The sequence below is a fragment of the Mycobacterium sp. NAZ190054 genome (genome assembly GCF_001545925.1).
Lineage (GTDB): Bacteria > Actinomycetota > Actinomycetes > Mycobacteriales > Mycobacteriaceae > Mycobacterium.
Map to the genome: position 1 here is coordinate 33,680 of NZ_LMVQ01000334.1, position 23,947 is coordinate 57,626.

Below are 23,947 nucleotides of genomic sequence, written 5' to 3' on the forward strand. Positions count from 1 at the left end.
GCAACGGCGAAAACCCGTCGTGGGGGCGGCCACACCGGGTTTGGAATGGCTGTCACCGGGTAGTGACCGCCACATGAAGGCAGTCACCTGGCATGGACGTCGGGACGTACGGGTCGACACCGTTCCCGATCCGGAGATCAAAGAACCCACCGACGCCGTCATCGAGGTCACCTCGACCAACATCTGCGGCTCCGACCTGCACCTCTACGAGGTTCTCGGCGCATTCATGAACGAAGGGGACATCCTCGGTCACGAACCGATGGGGGTGGTCCGCGAGGTCGGCAGCGCGGTGTCGGATCTCAAGGTGGGGGACCGGGTGGTCATCCCGTTCCAGATCTCCTGTGGGCACTGTTTCATGTGCGACCGCAAGCTCTACACCCAGTGCGAGACCACGCAGGTCCGTGACCAGGGCATGGGGGCGGCGCTGTTCGGTTATTCCGAGCTGTACGGGTCGATACCCGGAGGTCAGGCCGAGTACCTGCGGGTGCCGCAGGCGCAGTTCACCCACATCAAGGTGCCCGACGGGCCCCCGGACTCGCGGTTCGTCTACCTGTCCGACGTGCTGCCGACGGCCTGGCAGTCGGTGGCGTACGCCGAGGTGCCCGACGGCGGCACCGTCACCGTGCTGGGGCTGGGCCCCATCGGGGACATGGCGGCGCGGATCGCCCAGCACCTGGGCTATCAGGTGTTCGCGGTGGATCTGGTGCCCGAGCGGCTGGCCCGCGCCACCGCGCGCGGCATCCACGCGATCGATGCGAGGAACGTCGACGGCTCGGTGGGCGACGAGGTGCGTCGGCTCACCGGCGGCCGCGGCAGCGATTCGGTGATCGACGCCGTCGGTATGGAGGCGCACGGCTCCCCGGTGGCCAAGATCGCCCAGCGGGCCACCGCGCTGCTGCCCGACGCGATCGCCAAACCGATGATGAAGAACGCCGGTCTGGATCGGCTGGATGCGCTGTACACGGCGATCGACTGCGTCCGCCGGGGTGGCACGTTGTCGCTGATCGGTGTCTACGGCGGGATGGCGGACCCGATACCGATGCTGACGCTGTTCGACAAGCAGATCCAGGTGCGGATGGGCCAGGCCAACGTCAAGAAGTGGGTCGACGACATCATGCCGTTGCTGACCGACTCCGACCCGCTCGGCGTGGACACCTTCGCCACCCACGTCCTGCCGCTGGATGAGGCGCCGCACGCGTACAAGATCTTCCAGGAGAAGCAGGACGGTGCGGTGAAGGTCATACTGCAGCCGTGAGCTGCGGTGACGGTGTGAAATAACCGACGGGTGGGTACCCCGGGCGGGCAACACACCGGTTCCGAGAGGCGTCCTCCGTGCGGCTCACACGCAGCGATCCGAACTCCCCTGGAATTGTGCGCAAGCGACGCGGCAAGGGGTTTGCCTACTACACGCCCGACGGCGAATTGCTGGCCGATCCGGACACCGCGCAGCGCATCCGGGAGCTCGTCATCCCGCCGGCGTGGAAGCACGTGTGGATCTGCCCCAAGCCCAACGGTCACATTCAGGCCGTGGGTACCGACGCCGCGGGCCGGCGCCAGTACCTCTACCACGAGCGGTGACAACAGGAGCGGGCCGAGGAGAAGTTCGACCGGGTGCTGGAGCTGTCGGCCCGGCTGCCGCAGTGGCGGGCGCAGATCGCCCGGGACCTGGCCAGGCGCGGCCTGCAGCGGGAGCGGGTGCTCGCGCTGGCGCTGCAGCTGCTCGACCGCGGCTACTTCCGCGCCGGCGGTGAGCAGTACGCCGAGGAGCACGAGCACTACGGGCTGGCCACGTTGCTGTGCGAGCACGTCGCGTTCCGCGACGGCGCGGTGCTGTTCGACTATCCGGCCAAGAGCGGTGTGCGGCGCAGCGTCGAGATCGACGATCCCGCCGTGGTGCGCGCGGTCCGCGCGCTGATGCGCCGGGAGGGGCGGTCGGATCGACTGCTGGTGTGCCGCAACGGATCCGACGGCGGCTGGGTCGATGTGCGCGCCGACGACCTGAACGCACGCTTCAAGGAGCTCGTCGGTGACGAGTTCAGCGTCAAGGATCTGAGGACGTGGCACGGCACGGTGCTGGCCGCGGCGGCGTTCGCGGACGCGAAGCCGCCCACCTCCAAGACCGCGATCAAACGAGCAACCGCCGGGGTGATGAAAGAGGTCGCCGAAGAACTCGGCAACACACCCGCCGTGGCCAGGGCGTCCTATGTCGATCCGCGCGTCGTCGACGGATACACGCAGGGGGTGACGATCGCGACGGCGGTGCGGCGGGCGGCCAAGGTCTCCGCGGCGGACGAGGCGCAGGCCATCCTGGAGAAGGCGACGCGGACCCTGATCCGCCGGATGGCCAACAGCTAGGGCGTTTGACGGCCGGCACCCGGGGAAAGCCTGAAATGAACACATCGTCATCTAGGCCTAGGGAGGCGGAGTTCATGCCGAGCTCATCGATCAAGAACGAGAAGATGTATGAGGACCTCCGGCGCGACGGCAACTCGAAGGAAAAGGCGGCGCGGATCGCCAATGCCGCCGCTGCGCGCGGCAAATCCAAGGTCGGCCGCAAGGGCGGGGAGTCCGGGTCGTACTACGACTGGACGGTCAGTGACCTCAAGAAGCGGGCAAAGGAACTCGGCATCTCCGGATACTCGCACCTGACCAAGGACAAGCTGATCTCCTGCCTGCGTGATCACTAGTCGTCATGGCGGTCACGGCATTTCAAGATCTACCGCTGGCGGACCGGGACCGGGACTGGGACGGTGACGCCGCCGAGAAACGGGTGCGGAAGTGGGCGGACGCCACCGATGAGCCCAACGCGAAGTACCGCGACGCGCACGTCTGGTACGACCAGGACAGCAAGACGAACTTCACCGCCTACAAGCTGCTGATCGCCGACGTCGTCGACGGAGAACTGCGCGCCGTGCCACGGGCGGTGATGGCCGCCGGCGGGATCATGCAGGGCTCCCGGGGCGGTATCGACCTCCCGGATAAGGACATCGACCGCGTCAAGAGCCACCTGGCCAAGTACTACGCCAAGATGGGCGACGATCCGCCGTGGGAGAAAGAGTAAGCGGTACGGGTCTCAGCCGTCGGTGCTGCGGGCCTCGGCTCCGGACTCGCCGGCGTCGAAGTCGTCGTCGTCGCTTGCGCGCCCGACGTAGGGGCCGTCGCTGGGATCGTCGGTGTCCTCGGCCGCGCGTGAACCTGCCACCTTCGAGTCGGGCTCTATGTCGGATTCGGCCTTTTCAGAATGGGGCTCGCTCATGCGGGCGGCATGCCCGCCTGCGCATGATTCAAACGTGTGCCCAATTGCTGTGATGTGGATGCCACAGTCGTTTGGGTGAATTTGCGTCGGGTATGACGACGGCATGGCTGACACCGATGGGTCCGTGCGCGCTCTCGCGTTGATCTGCAGCCTTACACCGAGCCCGGGCGAGAGCAGCAGCGCGTTGATGGCCGAGCACGTGTTCGAGAACCTGCGCAAGTACGGCGCCGAGTGTGAGGCGGTGCGGTGCGTCGACTTCAACATCGAGCCCGGCGTCGAGGCCGACATGGGGGACGCCGACCAGTGGCCGCAGATCCGCCGGAAGGTGCTCGACGCCGACATCCTGTTGATCAGCACGCCGGTGTGGCTGGGCCACCCGTCGTCGGTGACGCAGCGGGTGCTCGAGCGCCTGGACGCCGAACTGTCGAACACCGATGAGCAGGGCCGGCCGACGATGGTCGGCAAGGTCGGCCTGGTCAGCGTGGTCGGTAACGAGGACGGCGCGCACAAGGTCGTCGCCGACGTGTTCCAGGGCCTCAACGATGTGGGGTACAGCATCCCGGCGCAGGGGTGCACGTACTGGAACGGCCCGGCGATGGAGACCGGCGACTACAAAGACCTCGACGAGGTGCCCGAACAGGTGGCCTCGACCACGGCAGCGGCGGCGCGCAACGCCGTGCACCTGGCGCGGGCGTTGAAACACGCGCAATACCCGCCCTATCAGTGAGGACGCCACGTCAGCGGAAGGAGCATCATGCCTGACACGTCACGAGATCCCGTCGATCACGCACGCACCACCCGGCAGCACGCCGGCGAGACCATGAAAGCCGGAGCCAACGCCCCCGGACTGGTGTCGGTCGGCATCGGCGTCCTGAGCTTGGTGATCGGACTGTTCTCCTTCGCCAACAGCAGCCCCACCGCCGGGATCGTCGCGGTGGTGCTGGCGGTGCTGTTCATCGCCGGTGGGCTGGCGTGGCTGGCGCGCACGCACCGCAAAGTGCAGCAGAAGCAGGTGGATTGGCACCAGAAGCACCCCGAGGCGCACTACGAGCCGCCGACGAGCTGAGGATCGCGAAAGCGGCCCTGTAGCGGTGCCGCGCCCTTAGCGTGGATGGATGGCGCCGGCCGATGTGGTGGTGACGTTCCTGAACGCGGTGATGCGGGACAAGGACTTCGACCTCGTCGAGACGTTGCTTGCCGAGGACGTCCGGTACGAGAACGTCGGGTACTCGGCGATGACGGGCGCGCAGCGGATGCTCAGCACCTTCCGCGGCATGGCTGCGCGGATGCCGTGGTTGAACTGGGATGTCGAGATCCACCGCATGGCCACCGAGGGGGAGACCGTGCTGACCGAGCGGACCGATTCGATACTGATCGGCCGGTTCCGGGCCGACTTCTGGGTGTGCGGGCGGTTCGAGGTGCGTGACGGCAGGGTGCAGCTGTGGCGGGATTACTTCGACGCGCTGGACCTCGTCAAGGGCCTGGTTCGCGGCGTCGCCGCGCTGGTGGCGTCTGCCGGACGTGGCCAGGTAGCCCACCGGTCGGCTCACAGCGGGGCAGGGGCATCGTAGGATCAGCGCTGCCGCTGAGCTGTGACGCCCCCATAGCCCAATTGGCAGAGGCAGCGGACTTAAAATCCGCCGAACTGGGCGTTTGCTGTGTTTGCCAGCTCCGGTAACCGCAGAACGAAACATCCCTAGCTGCGGAAACGGTGCTGGCTGCGTTTGCTGGTCATGACTCCGAACGAAGGCACTGCGGTATCGACTGCGGTAGGGCGAAGCGACTCGGGGAGCGGTCTACCCAGGGGCTCCAGACGATCGTGTGTAGGTGAATTCTTGGTTCCGGAGAATGGCACTAGGGCGTTTCGATAGGCTCGCTGCGTTGGCTGGAGTTAGGGGTAGTAGTTCAGCGATGTTGTCGTGGTTAGCGGCCGGCAAAGCGCAACTGTGCTGCGGACAGTTTGCGGATTGGCCGGCTGCGCGGGGCCGCGATGAAGGTCGGAGCTGTTCAGCCATCGCTCAGCAACTTCGAGCGTCTCCTGAGGTGGCTTTATTAACAGCTTGATTGCGGAGGTCTCGCCCTGTGAACAGACCAATGAACCGCAGCCTTGGCCAGCGATATGCACTGCGAGAGAGGTCGGCTGCACTCTGGGCTAGCGTGTTCGCCGATCCGCTCGTCCTCGATCGTTCCACTTGCAAGCCTTTGTGAGCAATGATGACTGGATCGCGCTTCTTGCGAAGATAGACCGCCACGACCCGCTTTAGGAATGAACCTCCGATGACAGATGAAGATGCCGTCGCGGCGTACGACCCAGACCTTGCCTCAGTCTGGAACGAACTCATTTTCGGAATCGTTCGTCCTGTTGGAGTAGATCGCGACAGGTTCGTGTCCGCCCTAACGCAACAGTTGAGTACCTTCGGCTATATCGTGCATCGTGTTCATCTGAGTGAGCTCTTCTCAGAAATGTATATGAGTAACGCTCCACAGCTCAAGAATATGTCTGAGGCGGACCGCATAAATTCGCTCATCGATGCCGGGGATGAGTTGTGCGAACGCAGTGGAACCGCGGCGGCAGTTGCATTATGCGGGGTTTTGGACATTCGCGAACGCCGGAGAGATACTGATCCCGCGCTCGACCGAGTCGCCTACATTTTGGATTCCATAAAGAGGGTTGAAGAAGTTTACCAGCTCAGAAATCTTTACGGAGATAGGTACATTCAATTTGGTTTGCAGTCGGCAGACGATAACCGACGTTCTTTTTTAATTTCGAAAGAAAGATCTAAATCCTTCGCCAAAACGGCGGGCGAAATTGAGTCGAGCGTCAGCATCCTAATGGAGCGTGATCTTCGCGAGTCTAGTAGTTTCGGCCAGAACACGATGCGGTCCTTCCCGTTGTCCGACGTTTTTATCGATATGGATTCCGATCCTGAACGCCAAATAGGTCGTTTCGCAGACTTGTTGTTTGGTCGGCCGGAGTATCCGGTACCGACATGTGAAGAGTATGGAATGCAGCTGGCAACTATAAGCAGCACGAGGTCACCAGAATTGGGCCTTAAGGTTGGGGCGGCGATTCTAGCCGAAGATGATCGGGTCATTGCAATGGGTGTGAATGCGCATCCAGAGGAGAAAACACAATCGCCTGCCTTCGATGAGAATGCTTCAGACATCGGTAAACTCATTCTCGATACGATGAAAAATTTAGCTCCCAACTACCTGAATGAAGCCGCACAGGAAAAGCTGAAAGAAGATCCGGATAAATTCACCCGCGAGCTGCTTGATGGTGCTTTGAAATCGGCTCAGATTCGGGACCTTACCGAGTTCCAGCCCACCGTGCACGCTGAGATGTCGGCATTGCTTGACGCAATACACGCTCAATCTTCGCTCAAGGATGTGACGATGTACGTGACGGCCTATCCATGTCACGGGTGTGCGAAGCACTTGGTAGCTTTGGAGCTACCCGTGGTCTATTTGGAGCCCTATCCCAAAAGTCGCGCAGCAACGATGTACGGAAGAACTGTCAGTAAAACATTCCGAGCGTTCACTGGTGTGGCTCCGACCCGGTATCAGAAATTGTTTGCGGTGGTAGAGGATCGCAAACTTTCTGACGGCACTCGTAAATCATGGACTGATACTGAGCGGAAACTAGCCGAGCCCAAGGTTGATTCAAACGTGACCATCAGCTTGATCAACGAGCGGGAGGTGACAGCGATCGAACGGTTGCCCGATCCTCAGGAACTGGATCTGTCTCGCGGCGTGGATGTCGTACCCGAGGGCAATACTCAACCTTACGAAGGCGATGGGGTACCTTCTGACACAGCGAGTGACGTGGAGGATTGACATGTCAGAGTCTGATCGACCCAACCAGAGAGATGCCCGTCGTGAGGCCATTCTCGCTGCTCGCACGACTGCTAGATCGCTCCCGCAGCGTCGTCGGGAAGAGCTCAATGCCCAGTTTGAGTCGGCCTCGACCAGAGCCCAGCATCAGGCCGAATACAGGCGACGCTAGATCCGTAACGACGATTGCTCCCCAATACTGTGCAACGTCCTGGGGAGCATGAACCGCCCACGTAGGGGATGCGACATCCGTACGACACTTCGCCACTAGTGGCAAAACTGACATCGCCGTGCCGACGTCCGGCGTGCTGACTTTCCTTGAGTTGACCAACTAAGTCAAGCTTTGAATTCAAGTTACTCAGTGCTTCGGACGGCCGGGCATATCTTCGCTTGGCCGTCCAAATGCCCGCTGTGCGAGGTCCCGGATGCGGCGCCACCAGGGCTTGGGGGGCAGTGGAGCGGGGGGTTGGGTGTGGGCTGCTCGGTCCCGGTTGCTCGCGAGCTGGGTCGCCCGCTTTGAGATGCGCGGGAGCCACTCAACGCGGTCAGTGCGGACGTTGTAGTGCGATCGGCAGGGCTGTTGCCCGTTGCCGACGGAGGGGTGCAACGAGACGGTGCCATTGAAGGTGAGTGTCCAGTCATGGCGTCCGAACGGTGTCACCACCTTGGTGGCGCAGCCACAGGCGCACAAGTGGACTGCGGTTTCGTAGCGCATAGAGATGTAGAGGTTTCCCGGTTCGAGATGGGCGGGGATGGACTCAGTGAATACCGGAACGAGGAACTCATTTTTCATGCTGAGTCGTCCTCGTCAGCGTCGGAAGCGTGGTTGTCGCTGATGCCGTACCGATGGTGCAGCTCGCCGCTGTCGACGACGTACACGGTGTGGTGTTCGCCTTCGGCGTCGGCGTAAAAGCCGAGGCCCTTCTTGTAGCGGATAACGGCGAGGTTGGCGGTGATGGCGTTGAGTTCGTCGACCTGGAGGTTGGTGTCGTACTCGGCGTCTTCACCGGCGAAATACGAGATCAGTCCGTCCCTTTCGAGATGTCCGTTCCGTCCGGGAGTGGAGGTAGTGATGCGGAGCTGACCGTTGATGCCGCTGGGGTCCTTGCTCAGGCCTACACCGGTGTCGATGAAGGAAATCCCGTTCGTAGTCAGGGTGTCGATGATGTCCTTCTTGTCCGGCCCGGAGTCCATCGCAAGGAACACGAAGTTGGCGTCGAGAAGCTCGTGGATGTTCGCAGCGGTGGTATTGACCGGATGCGGGACGATGCCGCGCCGCATAGAGGAGTACATCTCGGCGTAGTAGTCCACCTTCTTCTTTCCGGCGGTGAGGTCGTCGGAGCTGGCGGCACCGGGGGCGCGAAAGGCGTTGTGAGTGCGGAAAACGTCACCGTCGTAGAGGTGGATGGTCCGAACCGGAGTCTTGGCGAGGGCGTCCAGAATGTGGGAGCCAGTGCCGCCGAGACCAATGACCACGACCTTGTCGAGGGCGAGCCGGTCGTTCAGGTCGGTGATGCCGGCGCCGCTGGAGAAGGTGTCCACGTAGAGGAACACACCGTCGTCTTCGTCGGTTTGCACGGGCTTATATGTGTGCGGACTCGCGTCCGGATCGATGGCTTGGGCTGGACCCACGATCATGGCGACGTAGTAGGTGACCTTGTCGTAGAAGTCGCAGTAACCGCCGGCAGCGGGTTTCTGCGAAAAGCCGCAGCTGGCGGTGAGCTCGGCCGTGGCGGACCACTTCTCGACGCCGTCATTGACCAGACCATCGATGGGATAGCCGTTCTTGTCTCGGGGGACACCGCCGACGAAACACATGACGTGGGTGCCGGGGGGAGCGGTGGTGGCACCGCTCAGGTCCAAGGGGCACAACAGGGAACCCCACTGGACCTGAGCGTTGTCATCCACGAAAGGGATGTCCTCCACGACGAGGAACCCGTTGACGATGCGGACGGCGAAGCCGTCCTGCACCAAGCGGGCCAGATCAGGGCTATCACGAACGAGTCGTGAGTCGAACATTGAACTCGGTGCCCTTCTTCTTAACCTTCACGGATTCACCGGCCACCAGGGTCCCGCTGGCCTTGCCCCCGTGGGACGGATCGGCGTGGCGGTAAGTGACAGTGAACATGGCGGCCGGATCGTGGCCTGGAAAGGCCAGGTCGCCCAGCTCCTCGTAGGTGATCGTGTCGTGCTTCAAAAAGGTCTCGGTGCCGTTGATGGCGACCTCGTACTCCTTGTCCTTCTTCTTGCCCAGCTCCTGGGTCGCTGCCGTCATAACCGTCTTCCTCTCCACGGGGATTGCTGAGCCTGGTCGCTCCGTAGGAGTGTAACATTGGCATCACCCATTGGGTGATGAGCTGATTACAAGTGTTTACCGCGTCGGAATGCCCCAGTTCAGCGAGGCGGCGTTAAGGTACTACTACGGCTGATATCCGTCATCAGCCGATGGGTGATGGAGAACAGACGCGTGGAACGGGAGTATTCGGACGAGGGCCTGCGCCGCCTCGCCCTAGACCCCGAGTTCCGGCCAGCAGGTTGGACTGACCGCGAGATCCGGGAGTTCCACCGTCTCATCCAGTGCGCACGTGCCGCTCACGTCGAAACCGACCTTCGGAACATGCGCTTGCTGCGGATCGAACCCGACCACTCCGGTGACCCCACACGGGCACGGGCCACGTTGAGTTCAGGCCGCGTTATTGACCTCACGTTCAAGAACTCTGACGACCACGGCGCTGTGGTCTTTGGAGTCTTGGCAGTAGAGATGGAACCCCAGCGATGAGCAACACCACCCACAACGACCCACTACCCATTGATCAGACACCAGTCGGCGAACTCTTAGGCGATGAACTCGACGCCCGCGGATGGTCTCAGGCCGACTTCGCCGCCGTAATCGACCGCCCCACCCAATTCGTGTCCGAGATTGTGACCGGGAAAAAAGAGATCACCCGCGAGTCAGCTGCCCAGATTGGCGCCGCCTTCAACCAATCACCGCAGTACTGGCTCAACCTGCAGGACCAGTACTTCCTGGCCGAACAAGAAAAGAACCAAACAACGAAGGCGAGACTCAGCGATGTACGCCGCCGTGCACGACTCAATGAGCTGGCACCCATTCAACTTCTACAGAAGAGGAAAATCCTCACTGGTTCGACCCTGGACGAGCTAGAAGCCGAAGTGATGGACCTATTCGAACTCACCTCCATCAATGACCATCCCGAGCTCGGAGCGGCAGCAAAACGGACGAATCATGGCGAAGACATCACCATGCTGCAACAAGCATGGGTCGCCTGCGTGCGCAAACAAGCGAGGAAGCTACCTCCAGTCGTTGAGTACTCGCCGGAAATGCTTGCCCAACTTGCCGCGTCACTCCCAAGGTCGGTGAGAACAGCTGAGGACTTCACGACGCTGCCCGACCAATTGCGTGACGCCGGCGTCCGGCTGGTCTACGTCGAAGCACTACCCGGCGCCAAGATCGACGGGTGCGCGCTATTCGTAGACGGTTACCCCGTCATCGGGCTATCGGGACGCGGCAAGCGACTCGACAAAGTCCTATTCACCCTGCTCCACGAGATCGCACACATTCTCCGAGGGCACGTTGACGACGGCCCAATCGTCGAGGACTTAGACGACAGTCATGCACAAGAGTCAAACCGCGAGAAAGAAGCCAACGACGGCGCCGGCAGCTGGATTTTTCCCCACGGGTGGCCGTCAGTGCCCTCGCGGATCAACGCTGCGTGGGTCGAACAGACTGCAACCAGATTCGGACTCGCGAAGATCGTGCTGATTGGCCATCTGCAGAAACGAGGTCGCTTGGACTGGCGGACGACACTGGCCAAGAACGCCCCCTCGGTCAGCGACGTCCTACCTCGCTGGAAATAGCGCAGCGATGCTGGAGGAGACGCTGGCCCGTAAGCCGGCTGCCGAACTGGAAGACGGAGTACGCGACTGTACCTCGCGTTCCTCGCGTAAGTCGTCTGCTGGCTGATATGTCGCGGTAGTCAGCGACAGTGCGATTTTGCGTGCTTTGCGTCGCGAATAACGAGGTCTTGAGTCCTCCCATAACCGGTTGTCGGTGCCGAACTACTGCTCGACGTCGGTAGAGAAAGAAATGCCCGATGGCTACGCCGAAGGTGCGATCGAACACAGCTTCGTACCCGACGGATGCCGCTCGGAGGCCGGAGTGGAGCAACCGAAAAGCGACCGTCCGGGCGTGATGATCGCTTTTTGTCCGTCGATAACCGGCCCCGCCGTACCGGCGCAGGGGTCGTATTCATTCGGGGTGAATACGCCTTCACGCTGGTCGGCATGTAGCGCCGGGTATTGCTCTGTTCGCTTTTCACCTCTCCTGGACCAGCACGTGAGGTGCGTCCTTAATGCCTCCTGGGTTGGTCTGACCGGGTCGCGGGTTTGTTGCTTTGGTGGGCCACCAGCTGGCTTCGCGTAGGAGTGTGGCGATGGCGGGCACGGTGAGGGTGCGCACGAGGAAGGTGTCGAGCAGCAGCCCGAAGCCGATGATGAGGCCGGCTTGGATCATGATGGCGACTGAGCCGACCATGAGGCCGAACATGCTGGCGGCGAATATGAGGCCAGCGGAGGTGATGACGGCTCCGGTGTTTGCCACGGTGCGCAGGACGCCGACGCGGATGTTGGTTCCGGATTCTTCGCGGAGCCGTGAGACGAGCAGCATGTTGTAGTCGGCGCCGACGGCGACGAGGATGATGAACGCCAGCAGCGGTACGGGCCAGGCGATTTCGTGGCCCAGTCCCCATTGGAAGACTACGACGCCGATGCCGAGTGATGCGAGGTAGTTGAGCACGACGGTGCCTAGTAGGTAGAGCGGTGCTAGGAGTGCGCGCAGTAGTAGGACCAGGATGACGCCGACGATGATGATGGTGGCGATGGCTAGTTGTGCGAAGTCGGCCCAGAGGAGTCGTTGGATATCGGAGTTGACGGCGGGGAAGCCGGCTACGGACACGGTGGCGTCGGCGAGTGACGTGTTGGGTCGTGCGGTGTTGGCGGTGTCGGTGATGCGGCTGGCGAGGTCCATGGCTTCAACGCTGTATGGGTCGTGGCTGCTTTCGATCATGAACCGCGCTGTTTTGCCGTCCGGTGAGAGGAATTGTTCGGCGACGTCGGTGAATTGCCGGTTCTCGAATGCGTTGGCGGGCAGGTAGAAACCGCTCGAGGAGTCGGAGTCGGCCGCTGCGCGCGAGGAGTTCTGTAGTTGGGTGGCGATCTGGCTCATGCCGGACAGCATTTCGATGTTGCTGTCGGCGAGGGTGCGGACGCCGGTGGCGAGTGCTTGGGCGCCGGAGGCCAGCTGTCCGATTCCGTCCTGCAATCGGCGGAGATTTGTGGTCAGGTCGGCGGGGTCACCCAGGGCTCCGAATGCCTTGTCCAGTGAGGCGACTGCGTTCTGGACGTTGGCGAGGGTGCCACCAACGGTGGCATTGGTGGCGGGATCGTAGCGGTCCCCGAGGTCGGCGATTTGGTTGAAGAATCCGTTGTCGCGCAGAGTGACCAGGATCTGGACCTGGTTGCGGATTTGGGCGCATTGTGGGGTGGTGGCGCACCAGGGTGAGGTGTTGAGGGCGCCGACGAGTGGGTCGAGTTGAGTGATTGCGTTTTGGGCTTGGTTGGCCAGCGGTCGTAGTCCTGGGCCGGATTGGATGGCTTGGTCGACGGCGGGGGCAGTGGCGGAAAGTTGTTGCAGCAGCGGCCGGAATTGGTTGACCTGAGTTCCTGCGGATTGGGCTTGGGTGAGGATTCCGGCTAGTGGTGTGAAGGCGGTGCGCACGGTGCTGTCGAGTTGGGCGAGGCCGTCGGCGAGCTGGTCGGCGCCGTCGGTGAGTTTGGTGAGGTCGTCCTTGCGGGAGTTGCCCTCGGCGACGGCGCCGGCCATTTTGTCGCCGATCTGGCCGTTCTGCCAGGCCAGTTCTGCTTGGTCGAGGCGCTCTCCGGTGGGGCGGGTGACTCCGGAAACCTTGGTGACGCCGGGGATCTGGGAGACGCGGGAGGCCATCTCGTCAAGATCGGCCAGTCCTTTGCCGGTCCGCATGTCGGTCGGATTTTCCACGACGAGGAATTCGCTGATGACGACGTCTTTGCGGAAGTGGCGGTCCAGCAGGTGGTAGCCCAGGTTGCTGGCCGTGGTGTCTGGTTGGCCCTTGCGGTCGTCGTAGCTGATTTTGATGGTTGCTGCCGCTGCCGACAGGGCGAGCAAGATGACCAGGCTGACGATGAGTAGTGGCACGGGACGGCGGACCACGGCGACGGCGACGCTGTTCCAGTAGCGGCGGGTGCGATCGGGTTTGGGTTCACCGATGCCGCGTTTGGCGGCTAGCGACAGCACCGGTGGCAGCAGGGTTACGGTGGCCAGAAATCCGAACAGTACGGCGATGGCACACGCGGGGCCAAGGGCGGCGAAGACGCTGAGCCGCGCGAAGACCATGGCCAGGAACGCGAGTGCGACGGTGGCGGCGGAGGCGAGGATGACGCGCCCGATGCTGGCGGTGGCGTGGATGACGGCCTGATCGGCGGGTACTTGGGCGCGGCGCTGTTCGTGGTATCGGCTGATCAGAAATACGGTGTAGTCGGTTCCCGCGCCGAGCAGGATCGCAGTCATGAAGGCGACGGTGAACTGGGAGACGGGCATGCCCATCTCGCCGAGGGCGGACAGCACGCCGCGCCCGACTGCCAGGCTCAACCCGATTACTAGCAGCGGTAACAGCGCGGTGAACACCGACCGGTAGACGATCAGCAGGATCAGGGCGATCACGCCCGCGGTAGCGATTGAGATCAGCAGCAGGTCGTGCTCGGCGGATGCGATCATGTCGCTGAAGGTTGCCGGTGGTCCCGTCACTTGCACAGTCGTGGTCGAGCCGGTGAAGACCTCGGCGGCGATGTTGCGCACCGCGTTTACCGATTCGGCGGCCGTGGGGTCTCCGAGGGTGCCGGTGACACCTACGGGCAGGTACCAAGCTTTGCGGTCGGCGCTGACTGCCTGGGCTTCGGTAATCGGATCGGACAGTAGGTCCTGCACCAGCAGGACGTGGTTGCCTTCGCCCTGCAACCGGCGCACGAGTTCGCCGTAGCGCTGCCGTGCAGTCGGAGTCAAGCCATTGGGGTCTTCCATGGCGACGAACACCATGGTTTTTGAGCCTTCTTCGCCGAAAGCGGCGCTCATGCGGTCAACCGTCTGCAAGGACGGCGCATCGCGAGGGATGAGGTCCACCGACTGTTGGCGCACCACGGTTTCTAGCTGGGGGAACAGCAACGCGAGGACGACCGCGGCGCCTAGCCATACCCCGATGACCAGCGCTTTGTGTCGGAGGGTGAATCGGGCTAGCGCTGCCAACCGTTCGCTGTACTCGCGGGTTTCGGCCGGGTTGGGGGATCCGTTGTCCCGCTGGCCACGGCGCGTGGCCTGGCCTGGGGAATCTGCAGTGCCGTCGGTCACTGGGCCTCCACTAGTAGCGAATCGTAGCGATACTATCGGTATCGCTACGCTACCGCATGTAGTGCAAGTGGTGGCGGGGCCGTCGTCGCCAGGCCGCGCAAAGCGCGCGGCTGGCGAAGGGGCCGGCGACCGCTATCGAGTCGGGACCGGGCCGACGGTCGCAGTGGGCAGAGGAATGATCGAACACTCAGTGGGTTTCTGGAAGCCAGGGCTGACGCTGTAAGTCGACGACACTGGCCTTGGATGCCGTTCAGGGTCTTGCTGTTGCTGTTCTCGGACGTTGGTCGTCGGGCGCACGCACGGCCACATCGCGTAGCGGGGCCGCTAGCTCTAGGTTTGCGCTTCGGTTGTGGCCGACTGGCCCGTGTTCTGCAGCAGCACGTAATTGCCTAGGCTGCCCAGGAAACCTGCGCAGTGCTGAACGAGTTCATCTGTGGTGAATTCCAGTTCTCCGTCGAGTCGGCGGCGCAAGACTTCGAATAGCCCTCCCACGCCCAAGGTCGAAGCCAAATGGGCAACCCCCACGGCAGAGTCGGCGATGTCGAGGTGAAGTCTGGCTTCGCGCAAGACAAGGTCGGTGAAACCTGCCATTAGTTCGCTGCGTAGCTCTCGGAGCAGCGGCTCGGTTGCAGATTCCACGAACAGGATCCGACCCAGCCGCGGGTCGTTGTCGATCATGCCGACCAGCCTGCGGATTGGCGCGTACGCCAATACCTCCGGTGGCTCGCCGGCATCGGGGATCGCGTCGACTATCACCTCCTGGAAGGTGGCATAGAGCTGCTGGTAGACAGCCCGCAGGAGTGCGTCTCGGTCGGAGAAGTGCTGGTAGAAGTACCGTGACGTGACACCCGATTCAGCGCAGACGGCAGTCACAGTGGCGGCGGCAACGCCGCGCGTGCCGATCAACTCCGTTGCGGCCTCGATGAGACGGGTGCGCCGGTTCCGGTGACGCTCCTCGGCGGACATTCCGCTATACACCCGCGCCGAAACCACGTGGATAGCTTGCCATCTAATTCTGACAAGGCTTAGAGTCAGATTGACAGCGCGTCCTTGGCGAATGGGAGAACAACATGAGCGACGATTCGTCCACACGGCCCACCGCACGGGTCGTCCCGAAGCCCCGCCGTGTTCGATTCGATATGCCTGCTGGGACCAGTCGGCAGCACTTCGTTGATGGCGACTTGGTGATGAGCCACTTTGTGTCCACCTTGTCGGCCACGTTCCCCGAAGGCGAAGACTTCTTTATCCGGTCAGTCCGCGAGTACCGGGACCACATCAGCGACGCTGACCTCAAGGAGGCGGTCAAGGGGTTTATCGCACAAGAGGCCACCCACCGACACCAGCATCGGCTGCTCAACGATCGGCTTCAAGCAATGGGCTATCCCACCGAGGGGATCGATCGGCATGTCAAGAAGCTGGTTGGCCGACTTGAGAAGCGTTTTTCTCCCAAGATGCGCCTGGCTGTGACGGCCGCCCTCGAGCACTACACGGCGACATTCGCCGAGATCATTCTCACCAGCGACGAAGCTCAAGAACTGATCGGCGACACCGAAGTGCGGCCTATTCTGCTCTGGCACGCACTGGAAGAATGCGAGCATAAGGCCGTTGCTTTCGATGTCTACGAGACGGTCGGTGGAAGCGAACGCACCAGGGTCTGGGGGATGCGGATCGCCAGCCTCCTCTTGTTCAGCGAGTTGGTCATCCAGACCACCCGCTCTCTGGCTGGTGACCGTTCCGCCTACAACCCGGTGCGCTTGCTGCGCAGCCTTCGAGCCTTCCGTCATAACCCGCTATTCAGCCCAGCAGCAATTGCGCGCTTTCGCTCCTACACCCGCGCCGGATTTCATCCCGACGACTGGGACAGCGCAGAAATCCTCGAACGCTGGACCAAGGAACTCTTCGACGCCGATGGTGGCCAGCAAGTGCGTAGTGGCGTCTAGCTCGACCAGAGCCCGGCACAGTTCAAAGTCGGCCTTAACCGAAGAACACTTCATGGGCTCCGCTTCGCGCGCTGTGAAGTCAAGATCGGTTCTGACTACTGGCCGATCGATGGTGCTCGACCAACGTCGCGACCTACAGGAGGTTCCGGCCGAGGAACTCGGTGACGGCGCAGCCGAAGGCGTCGTTGTCGTCGCCGGCGATCATGTGTCCGGTGCCGGATACGTCGACGGTCTCGGCGTGGGGAACCAGTTGCTTGAACTCGTCGACGGTGGCTTGGGAGACCACGTCGGACAAGAGGCCCCTTACGAGAAGTGTTGGGGCATTGACCCGTCGGGCTCCGTCGATCAGCAGGTGGCTGATTGCGTCGAATTGCTCCGTTCCCGTGGTCGATTCGTCGCGGAGAAAGTCGAAGTTGGAGTGAATGAATGCCGGGTCCCACCGCCAGATCCAGCGGCCGTCGTGACGCTGCCGTAGCACCTTGCGCAGGCCGTCGACGTTGGCCGGGCGCGAGCGATGGGGGTTGTACGCGGCGATCACCTCTGCGGCGTCAGAGAGGGTGCTAAAGCCATCGGGATGTGCGGCCATGAACGTCACCACGCGACGGGCGCCCTGGAATTCAAGTCGCGGGGTGACGTCGACCAGGACGACCGCCGCCCACGACGCCCCGGATGTCAACAGATGCGTGCCGAGCACGGTCATGCCCCCAAGGGATGCACCTACGACCGCAGGGGCGGTATAGGCGCTGAAGTGCTCGCGCACGGCGAGAAGATCGGTCGCGAGTCGCTCGATGTCGTACCTGCCGGCTGGGTCCCAGTCGCTGTCGCCGTGACCGCGGGTGTCGTAGGCGACGACTGTGTATCCGCATGCGTGGAGGCGACGCGCTGAAGTGCTCCACGCGTGCCGGTTCTGGCCGCCGCCGTGCAGGAGCAGCACGACGGGACGGGCGTCATCGTGGCCGTAGCAGTCCGCAGCCAGGGCGATCCCGTCCTGGGTTCGGACCCGATGCTGCACGGCGGAGGTCATGACACCTTCCTGGCGAGATCGTCGTCCGCCCGAAGCGTGGGCCCGGCAGCAAGCGCCTTCATAGTGCGTTGCCCGCGGCGTTCACGATCGTGACCGTGCCCTGGGCTACGCAGACGGCTTTGTCGCCGTTGCTAATGTCGATGCGCGCCACTCCACTGCGCTTGCCCAGCGACACGATGTCGGTGACGGCGACACACACACCGGTGGACACGGGTCGCAGCAGGTTTAGCTTGAATTCGGTGGTGGCGACCCATGATCCGGCCGGAATGACGGGGTAGAACACGACTCCGAGACAGTGGTCGACCATCGCCGATAGACATCCGCCGTGCAGGGTGCCGAAGGGTGTGAGCAGTTCGGCACGGGTTTCCATCTCTGCCACCAGCCGACCGGCGGCGAGTTCGGTGTGCCGAAAGCTCAGAAACCTCGACAGTCCACCTGCTGTGTTCGGCGATCTGAGCAGCTGGTCGGCGATCTGCTCATCGAAGTGCGCGAATGTCACTGCCACCACCATGCCCCTTTCTCCTGTCCGGTCATGGGTCGATCACCGTTCGAGCCCGCGAATCGTTTGAGCATGTCGCCGAATGCGCCGAGGTCGCCGTGCGCGGCGGAGTGCTCGATATCGACGGCGATGAAGAACCTGGCCGCGCGGTGATGCACACGACGCGTCGTCGAGGAGGGGCACGGGCTAGACCGGTGTGGTCCAAGTGATGGGCAGCGATGTGTAGCCGCGGATCGGTCCGGACCGCAGCCGCCGCGCCGATTCAAGATCGACCTCCCAGTCGGGCACCTTGTCCAACAGAGCATCCAGAGCGATGCGGGCCTCCATCCGCGCCAGTGCCGCGCCCAGACAGAAGTGGATGCCGCGACCGAAGGCGACCTGGTGCTCACTGGTGCGCTCGATGTCGAACACGTCAGGATCGGGGAAGGCGCGCTCGTCGCGGTTGGCCGACCCGAACAGCAGCAGCACCTTCTCACCTTGACGCATGGTCGTGTCGTGCAGTGTGACGTCGCGGGTCAGGGTTCGTGAAAGTCCCTGTGCCGGTGAGTCGTAGCGCAGCAACTCCTCAACTGCCGGCCCCAATAGTGTTCGATCGGCGGCCAGGCGTCGGCGGGTCTGCCGATGCTGGGCCAGCACGACCGCGGAGTTCCCCAGCAGATTGGTGGTGGTCTCGTAGCCCGCGACGAGCAGCAGCGCGCAGAAGCCGAGGACTTCCTCGTCGGTCAGTCTGATCCCGTCGACTGTGGCGTTCGCCAACGCCGACATCATGTCCTCGCGGGGGGTTTGGCGGCGGTCGGCGAGGAAGTCGGTGAAGTAGGCGTAGATCGAGGTGGCGGCGGTCAGTGCGTCGGTGGTTTGTCCGTGGTTGACGTCGACCTGGACCAGTTGGCTCGACCACAATCGGAACTGATCACGATCGGTGGCGGGAATGCCCAGTAGATCGGCGATCACCGCGGCGGGCAGGATCGCGGCGAAGTCGGTCACGAAGTCCGCCGAACCAGAGCCCTCGTCGAGGCGCTCGAACAACTCCGCGGCCATCTGTGTGATGGCGCCCTGCAGCCCGGCCACCCGCCGGGGAGTGAACGCCCGGCTCACCAGGGCACGCAACTGGTCGTGGCGCGGAGGGTCCATCACGATCATCATCGGCAGGAACGAGCCGATGAAGTCCGATCCCGGTGGGGTGGGGAAGATGCCGTCCACCGAGGAGTACGTGCCGTGATCCAGTGCTGCGGCCTGGACGTCGGCGTGCCGGCTCAACACCCAGGTATGGGATTCCTCGGCGCGGTACACCGGAGCCGTGTCACGCAACGACCGATACGTCGGATAGGGGTCGTTGAGAATCGAGGCGTCGAACGGGTCGTAACGAATTTGCACCGAGACCACCAAGACCTCCGACCACCAAAGTAACGACGGTTTAGACTCGCAGTCTAAACCGGCCGAACGGGACAGGGGGGCAATGCGCAAGATTCCACGTCAGATCTCTGACCGGCTTCCCGCCGCGGCGGACTTGTTCGCCGAGAAGGGGCTCAACGACTCCAAGATCGAAGACGTCGCCGCGGTGACCGGTGTGCCGAAAGCGACGCTGTACTACTACTTCGCCGGTAAAGAGGACATCCTTGCTTTCCTGCTCGAAGACCTCCTCAAGGACATCTTCGATGCTGTGACCGCGATCGTGCACACCGGCGGCACCGGTGCCGAACGCCTCGAACTCGTGATCCGCGCACAACTGCGGGCAATGGCGCAGCGGCCAGCGGTATGCCGTGCACTCATCGGCGAATTGGGACGAGCGGCCCGCATGCCGGCTATCGCCGAGATGATCAATACCGCCTACCAACAACCCGTCGAAACCCTGCTCATCGAAGGGGCCCGCGACGGATCCCTCGTCGCTCAGCCCGATGCGCGATCGACGTCGATTGCGCTGTTCGGCGCGGTCACCATCAATGCACTCATGTACCTGGTCACCGATAACCACCTCGACGAGACGGTGGTCGCCAGCACCCTCAGCGCCGTCATGTTCGACGGGCTGCGCCCGCGCACAGGAGACCAGTCATGAGCACCTACGGCCTGTCGGTTCTCGGCGCGGATCTGAAGTCACTGGCCCAGACCGCCCAGGCCGCTGATGCGGCCGGGTTCGACGCCGTATGGGCCTCGGAGTTCTATTCTCGGTCCGGATCGATCTCCATGGCCGCGATGGCCAACAGCACCCAGAACTGTCGGATCGGTTCCTCCATTCTCTACGGCGTCGGCCGAAGCCCCCTGGTGCTGGCCACCGAGGCGCGCGACCTCGACGAACTCTCCAACGGACGACTGGTACTCGGCATCGGCAACGGCACCAAACGGATGATGGGCGACTGGCACGGCGTGCCCGACACCTCCGCACCCGCCCTGCGGATGGAAGAACTCGTGATGCTGCTGCGCCGGATATGGAACCTGCATGAAGGCCCGATCCATCACGAGGGCCGTTTCTACAGAATGAATCTCACCCCGACCGGCGACGTGGGACCCTCCAGCAGGCCGATCCCGATCGTCACTGCCGGTGTCCGGCCCCGGATGTGCGAGGCGGCCGGGCGGGTGGCCGACGGCCTAGCCGGACATCCGCTGTTCACAACCACCTACGTCGAAGAGGTCGTCCGGCCCGCTATCGCCAGGGGCGCCGCGCACACCGGCCGCGACCCCAATGACGTGGAAATCATTTCCATGGTGATGTGCGCCATCCACGACGACGCCGAGGTCGCCAGGCGCGAACTGGCGCAGCAGATTGCGTTCTACTCCTCGGTCAAATCCTACGAGACGGTACTCGATGTGAACGGCTTCGCCAGCGAAGGCCGAGCCATCCGGCAAGCATTCGCCCAGCGCGATTTCCCGGCGATGTTCGCCGCTGTGTCCGAGGAGATGATCGACGCCATGGGTGTCGCCGGGACGGCGCACGAGGTCCGTGAACAATTGAGACGGTACAACGGCGTCCTCGACCACATCATGCTGTATTCACCATCGGTCGGCATCACTGCCGAACGCGTGCAACAAAACCTCGACAGCATCATCCGGGAATGCTCGCCCGCCTCGATGTCGCCAGGGCGGTCCTGTCCACGTTCAACCTGATCCACGTATTGCCGCCCAAGTCGACCCGTCGCAGTGTCCGCGGCCGGATTAGTGGGTCTGCCGCGCCGACCCCGCCGATGATTGCCTGACGCTGTTGACGATGTTGGCGTCGTCGGTGTCGGGGAGGTCATGGCGGACCACGCGTACCCGTCCTTGAGGTAGACAGGCCATGTAGCCGTGGCGCATGCCATAGAGCTCCCACGCTGTCTGTTCAGCGTCGGGATCGACATCGATGCGATGTCCGCGCGAGAAGCTCAGGTGTAGCCCTCCATCGTCGCTGGACCAGGCCTGGGTGCACAGTGCGCCGGCGAGGTTCAGCAGCGGGCGTTCGTGGGTCGCGATCCTGAGGGGGTCAATACGCACCGCCTCGATGGGGTAGGTGCCGACGGCAGGAAGCGTCAATAGTAGGGGGCAGGAGATGACGATTTCGTTGTAATCATCGAAATCCAGAACCAGGCCGCCGTGCAGCGAGAGGCGTTGTACGACAAGGTTTTCGATCCATTGGGTGTACATGGCAGTCTCTTTTCGACGCATCGTTGAGCCGTATCCCCAAAGAGTACGCCAAGTATCGCTGCGATACCAGCAGTATCGTTACCGGTAGACGGCTGGCCTAGCAGCGCTGGTCACGACGCGCCTGGTGGCTCGGTCAATGCGGTCGCGGGTGTCGGCGGCTGTCGCGCGGTGGCCGCTGAAGGCCACGAGGTTGGCCAGCCAGATGTCGGAGATGATCCCAGCCACGTGCAGATCGGTAGGAGTGGGCTCGCCGCCCCTGAGCGTGCGGGCCAGCAGGATCTGGATCTCATCGGCCGCGCGGTCGAGTTCCGCGGCGGCGCGGGTATCTGCGACTGCGAAGGCCCGTGTCATGGCCGTCGTCAGCCATGGGTCGCGCTGCCAGCGGTCATGCAGATGTGCGGTGAGCCGTTCGAGCCGTTCCAGCGGTGTGCCCTCACCACTCGCCCAGTCCCCGGCCGAGTCGAGTCGACGGAACTCGCGCGTCAGCGCTGCCACCAGCAAGTGGGTTTTCGCCGGGAAATAGCGGTAAAGCGTGCCGACGGCGATGCCGACCCGCTCGGCAACTGTCCGCATCTGAACCGCCTCGTAACCACCCGCCGCGGCCACGACCAAAGCTGCATCAAGAATGGTCTCCCGGCGCCGTGCGGACGCGCGTGAACGCGACGCGTTAGCGGCTCGCTTCTCTGCAGCGACCGAGTTCGCTTCCGAAGGCGGGGTTTTCCCGTGGCTGCGCGCCTGAGGGACAGTCATGACGGCTCCGGGTCGAGGCCGCCGCGGCGCGAGAACTGCTCCAGAAGATCGCCGAAAGCGCTGACATCGCCGTGTGCGGCGAAGTGCTCAGGGCTGACGACAATGAACACTGCACTGGCGGTGAAGCGGGCGATCCCACCCTCACCCGTGCCTGTCGCCGTGACATGCAGCGCCCGCCCTTCACGAGAGACGATGTGGGCAGTAATCCGGTGGGTCTGATGCAGCGGCACCGGCCGCAAATATTCGACCGTCAGGGTGCGGGTCACCGCCGGGGTTCCGGCGATCCACAACGTGAAGCCCAGGACGTCATCACATGCCGCGGCCACTGCCCCGCCATGGGCCAGGCCCGGGGCCCCGATATGGCGCTCATCGAACGTCACATCGGTGTACACCGCGTCGCCGCTACGATGCACCACCAACCGCAGTCCGTGGGGGTTGTCCGGGCCGCAACCCATGCATGTCGTGGTGTGCGAGGGCAGCCGCTCGGGCGGCAACAGGCTTTCGGGCACCGTCACCCTCCAATACGATCGGTTTCGCTGCGCTACCGTTAGTACCACACTGCTAGACTGCCGTGACAGCATCGCGTGAAGATCGACCGCCGAGGTGAACGAGTGAGCGACAGTCAGGCAGTGCCCGTCCCTGACGACGACGTGGACCCTCGGCTCATCCGGTCACGCACCCGGCTGCTGGATGCTGCGGCAACGCTACTGAGCACCGGTGGGGTGGAAGCGGTCACTATCGATGCCGTCACCAAAGCATCCAAAGTGGCCCGAACCACGCTGTACCGCCACTTCCACAGTTCGTCGCATTTACTGGCAGCCACGTTCGAACGCCTACTTCCACAAGTGACCACTCCGGCACCGACCAGCGGACCCCTCCGTGAGCAGCTGATCGAATTGCTCAGCCGCCAAGCCGCCCTTTTCAACGACGCACCGCTGCATGTCACGACACTCGCGTGGCTCTCATTGGGGCCCACCGGCTCCAATGCCCAAGCGGAAGACCGCCACACATCCGGGGCGCTACGGACCCGAGTTGTCGATCAATATCGTCAACCATTTGACGCCGTACTCACCAGCCCAAAAGCTCAAGCCGAACTCAACGACTTCGACCAGGAACTGGCGCTTTGCCAACTCGTCGGACCACTCGCCTTCGCCCGAATGACCGGGCTTCGCACTATCACTCACAATGACTGCGCGAACATCGTCGATGACTTTCTCGCCGCCCACCGCAACACCGACAGCGACGCCATAAAATCGAACATCGCCACCAAGAAGACGGGCCGCCCGGCGCGCTCAGCTCGCTAGGCACAACGAAATCACAATGTCGAGCCGGCTGGTCTTCGGGCCCTTTTCGCCTCTCGCAAATCGCGTCGGTGATGGCATCGAAGGACCATTCGTCGCCATCATCGGCGAGGCCGTACGCTGGTTTCCGTTCCACAGCGAGGTGCGGGGGTCTGTCTGAATAACGGTGGATCTGGTCTTGGTCTGACACGCCGGGCGTGAGCTTGGCGGGAAGGACTGACGATGTCAGAAACACTCGACTCCATGGCAACCGATGTGGATCAACGCCAGCTCGC

The 23,947-nt window shown here is 63.0% G+C and carries 25 protein-coding genes and 1 pseudogene; 13 read left to right on the forward strand and 13 right to left on the reverse strand.

Going from position 1 to position 23,947, the window contains the following annotated elements; genetic code table 11:
* Window positions 1–73: 73 nt before the first annotated feature.
* From ASJ79_RS20725 to ASJ79_RS20740, 4 genes and pseudogenes are all read left to right on the forward strand, one after another.
* On the forward strand, window positions 74–1,255 hold the full coding sequence (locus ASJ79_RS20725; protein WP_067959290.1) for a zinc-dependent alcohol dehydrogenase: 1,182 nt from the start codon (window positions 74–76) through the stop codon (window positions 1,253–1,255).
* Window positions 1,256–1,332: 77 nt separating this feature from the next.
* Window positions 1,333–2,355 (forward strand): annotated as a pseudogene (locus ASJ79_RS20730) (DNA topoisomerase IB).
* Window positions 2,356–2,429: 74 nt separating this feature from the next.
* Window positions 2,430–2,687, forward strand: a complete 258-nt coding sequence (locus ASJ79_RS20735; protein WP_067959293.1) for a Rho termination factor — start codon at window positions 2,430–2,432, stop codon at window positions 2,685–2,687.
* 5 nt (window positions 2,688–2,692) lie between these two features.
* Window positions 2,693–3,061, forward strand: coding sequence for a hypothetical protein (locus ASJ79_RS20740; protein ID WP_067959296.1), 369 nt, complete (start codon window positions 2,693–2,695; stop codon window positions 3,059–3,061).
* 12 nt (window positions 3,062–3,073) lie between these two features.
* On the opposite strand, the gene ASJ79_RS20745 is transcribed toward ASJ79_RS20740, so the two are convergent.
* Window positions 3,074–3,256, reverse strand: a complete 183-nt coding sequence (locus tag ASJ79_RS20745; RefSeq protein WP_067959298.1) for a hypothetical protein — start codon at window positions 3,254–3,256, stop codon at window positions 3,074–3,076.
* 103 nt (window positions 3,257–3,359) lie between these two features.
* On the opposite strand from ASJ79_RS20745, the gene ASJ79_RS20750 reads away from it, so the two are divergent.
* The 4 genes from ASJ79_RS20750 (at window position 3,360) to ASJ79_RS31330 (ending at window position 7,093) form a co-directional block, all read left to right on the forward strand.
* Window positions 3,360–3,983 (forward strand): flavodoxin family protein, encoded by a 624-nt coding sequence (locus tag ASJ79_RS20750; RefSeq protein ID WP_067959301.1) that lies wholly within the window; start codon window positions 3,360–3,362, stop codon window positions 3,981–3,983.
* A gap of 27 nt (window positions 3,984–4,010) precedes the next feature.
* Window positions 4,011–4,322, forward strand: a complete 312-nt coding sequence (locus ASJ79_RS20755) for a DUF308 domain-containing protein (RefSeq protein WP_067959304.1) — start codon at window positions 4,011–4,013, stop codon at window positions 4,320–4,322.
* Between the two features lie 49 nt (window positions 4,323–4,371).
* On the forward strand, window positions 4,372–4,827 hold the full coding sequence (locus tag ASJ79_RS20760) for a limonene-1,2-epoxide hydrolase family protein (RefSeq protein WP_067959307.1): 456 nt from the start codon (window positions 4,372–4,374) through the stop codon (window positions 4,825–4,827).
* A 706-nt stretch (window positions 4,828–5,533) separates the two neighbouring features.
* Window positions 5,534–7,093 carry a deaminase gene (locus tag ASJ79_RS31330; protein ID WP_082753958.1) on the forward strand — a complete coding sequence of 520 codons (1,560 nt, stop codon included), beginning with the start codon at window positions 5,534–5,536 and terminating at the stop codon, window positions 7,091–7,093.
* Window positions 7,094–7,448: 355 nt separating this feature from the next.
* On the opposite strand, the gene ASJ79_RS35185 is transcribed toward ASJ79_RS31330, so the two are convergent.
* Genes ASJ79_RS35185 through ASJ79_RS20770 form a run of 3 tightly spaced genes read right to left on the reverse strand, consistent with a single transcriptional unit; the run spans window position 7,449 to window position 9,365 of the window.
* Window positions 7,449–7,883, reverse strand: a complete 435-nt coding sequence (locus ASJ79_RS35185; RefSeq protein WP_369803729.1) for a DUF6527 family protein — start codon at window positions 7,881–7,883, stop codon at window positions 7,449–7,451.
* A complete protein-coding gene (locus tag ASJ79_RS20765; RefSeq protein ID WP_082753959.1) occupies window positions 7,880–9,109 on the reverse strand; it encodes a ThiF family adenylyltransferase in 1,230 nt (409 codons plus the stop codon). Before ASJ79_RS20765 ends, ASJ79_RS35185 begins: the two co-directional genes overlap by 4 nt.
* The gene (locus ASJ79_RS20770; protein WP_067959315.1) at window positions 9,084–9,365 is read right to left on the reverse strand and encodes a multiubiquitin domain-containing protein; all 282 of its coding nucleotides are present in this window, start codon (window positions 9,363–9,365) and stop codon (window positions 9,084–9,086) included. The genes ASJ79_RS20765 and ASJ79_RS20770 overlap by 26 nt, the downstream gene beginning before the upstream one ends.
* A 500-nt stretch (window positions 9,366–9,865) precedes the next feature.
* On the opposite strand from ASJ79_RS20770, the gene ASJ79_RS20780 reads away from it, so the two are divergent.
* On the forward strand, window positions 9,866–10,966 hold the full coding sequence (locus ASJ79_RS20780; RefSeq protein WP_067959322.1) for an ImmA/IrrE family metallo-endopeptidase: 1,101 nt from the start codon (window positions 9,866–9,868) through the stop codon (window positions 10,964–10,966).
* Between the two features lie 457 nt (window positions 10,967–11,423).
* Here the strand turns inward: ASJ79_RS20780 and ASJ79_RS20785 are convergent, their stop codons facing one another.
* Both ASJ79_RS20785 and ASJ79_RS20790 read right to left on the reverse strand, forming a co-directional pair.
* Window positions 11,424–14,546 carry an RND family transporter gene (locus tag ASJ79_RS20785; RefSeq protein WP_011856887.1) on the reverse strand — a complete coding sequence of 1,041 codons (3,123 nt, stop codon included), beginning with the start codon at window positions 14,544–14,546 and terminating at the stop codon, window positions 11,424–11,426.
* Window positions 14,547–14,876: 330 nt separating this feature from the next.
* Window positions 14,877–15,512 (reverse strand): TetR/AcrR family transcriptional regulator, encoded by a 636-nt coding sequence (locus ASJ79_RS20790; protein WP_011856886.1) that lies wholly within the window; start codon window positions 15,510–15,512, stop codon window positions 14,877–14,879.
* Window positions 15,513–15,616: 104 nt separating this feature from the next.
* Here ASJ79_RS20790 and ASJ79_RS20795 point away from each other — a divergent pair, with 104 nt between their 5' ends.
* Window positions 15,617–16,486 (forward strand): metal-dependent hydrolase, encoded by an 870-nt coding sequence (locus tag ASJ79_RS20795; RefSeq protein WP_011856885.1) that lies wholly within the window; start codon window positions 15,617–15,619, stop codon window positions 16,484–16,486.
* A 133-nt stretch (window positions 16,487–16,619) separates the two neighbouring features.
* On the opposite strand, the gene ASJ79_RS20800 is transcribed toward ASJ79_RS20795, so the two are convergent.
* Genes ASJ79_RS20800 through ASJ79_RS20810 form a run of 4 tightly spaced genes read right to left on the reverse strand, consistent with a single transcriptional unit; the run spans window position 16,620 to window position 19,392 of the window.
* Window positions 16,620–17,510, reverse strand: coding sequence for an alpha/beta fold hydrolase (locus ASJ79_RS20800; RefSeq protein ID WP_011856884.1), 891 nt, complete (start codon window positions 17,508–17,510; stop codon window positions 16,620–16,622).
* A 58-nt stretch (window positions 17,511–17,568) separates the two neighbouring features.
* Complete coding sequence (locus ASJ79_RS20805; RefSeq protein ID WP_011856883.1) at window positions 17,569–18,021, reverse strand: PaaI family thioesterase; 453 nt, start codon at window positions 18,019–18,021, stop codon at window positions 17,569–17,571.
* Window positions 18,006–18,167, reverse strand: coding sequence for a hypothetical protein (locus tag ASJ79_RS32550; protein ID WP_156442342.1), 162 nt, complete (start codon window positions 18,165–18,167; stop codon window positions 18,006–18,008). Before ASJ79_RS32550 ends, ASJ79_RS20805 begins: the two co-directional genes overlap by 16 nt.
* Before the next feature lie 28 nt (window positions 18,168–18,195).
* On the reverse strand, window positions 18,196–19,392 hold the full coding sequence (locus ASJ79_RS20810; protein WP_011856882.1) for a cytochrome P450: 1,197 nt from the start codon (window positions 19,390–19,392) through the stop codon (window positions 18,196–18,198).
* Window positions 19,393–19,465: 73 nt separating this feature from the next.
* Here ASJ79_RS20810 and ASJ79_RS20815 point away from each other — a divergent pair, with 73 nt between their 5' ends.
* Together ASJ79_RS20815 and ASJ79_RS20820 are read left to right on the forward strand one after the other, a co-directional pair.
* Window positions 19,466–20,062, forward strand: a complete 597-nt coding sequence (locus tag ASJ79_RS20815) for a TetR/AcrR family transcriptional regulator (RefSeq protein ID WP_011856881.1) — start codon at window positions 19,466–19,468, stop codon at window positions 20,060–20,062.
* A complete protein-coding gene (locus tag ASJ79_RS20820; protein ID WP_011856880.1) occupies window positions 20,059–21,108 on the forward strand; it encodes an LLM class flavin-dependent oxidoreductase in 1,050 nt (349 codons plus the stop codon). The genes ASJ79_RS20815 and ASJ79_RS20820 overlap by 4 nt, the downstream gene beginning before the upstream one ends.
* A gap of 48 nt (window positions 21,109–21,156) precedes the next feature.
* On the opposite strand, the gene ASJ79_RS20825 is transcribed toward ASJ79_RS20820, so the two are convergent.
* The 3 genes from ASJ79_RS20825 to ASJ79_RS20835 form a co-directional block, all read right to left on the reverse strand.
* Complete coding sequence (locus ASJ79_RS20825; RefSeq protein WP_024449209.1) at window positions 21,157–21,621, reverse strand: DUF6188 family protein; 465 nt, start codon at window positions 21,619–21,621, stop codon at window positions 21,157–21,159.
* Between the two features lie 78 nt (window positions 21,622–21,699).
* A complete protein-coding gene (locus ASJ79_RS20830; RefSeq protein WP_011856878.1) occupies window positions 21,700–22,371 on the reverse strand; it encodes a TetR family transcriptional regulator in 672 nt (223 codons plus the stop codon).
* Window positions 22,368–22,880 carry a PaaI family thioesterase gene (locus tag ASJ79_RS20835; protein ID WP_011856877.1) on the reverse strand — a complete coding sequence of 171 codons (513 nt, stop codon included), beginning with the start codon at window positions 22,878–22,880 and terminating at the stop codon, window positions 22,368–22,370. The genes ASJ79_RS20830 and ASJ79_RS20835 overlap by 4 nt, the downstream gene beginning before the upstream one ends.
* Window positions 22,881–22,982: 102 nt before the next feature.
* On the opposite strand from ASJ79_RS20835, the gene ASJ79_RS31335 reads away from it, so the two are divergent.
* Entirely contained in the window at window positions 22,983–23,675 is a 693-nt protein-coding gene (locus ASJ79_RS31335) for a TetR/AcrR family transcriptional regulator (protein ID WP_011856876.1), read from the forward strand.
* The last annotated feature ends 272 nt before the right edge of the window (window positions 23,676–23,947 follow it).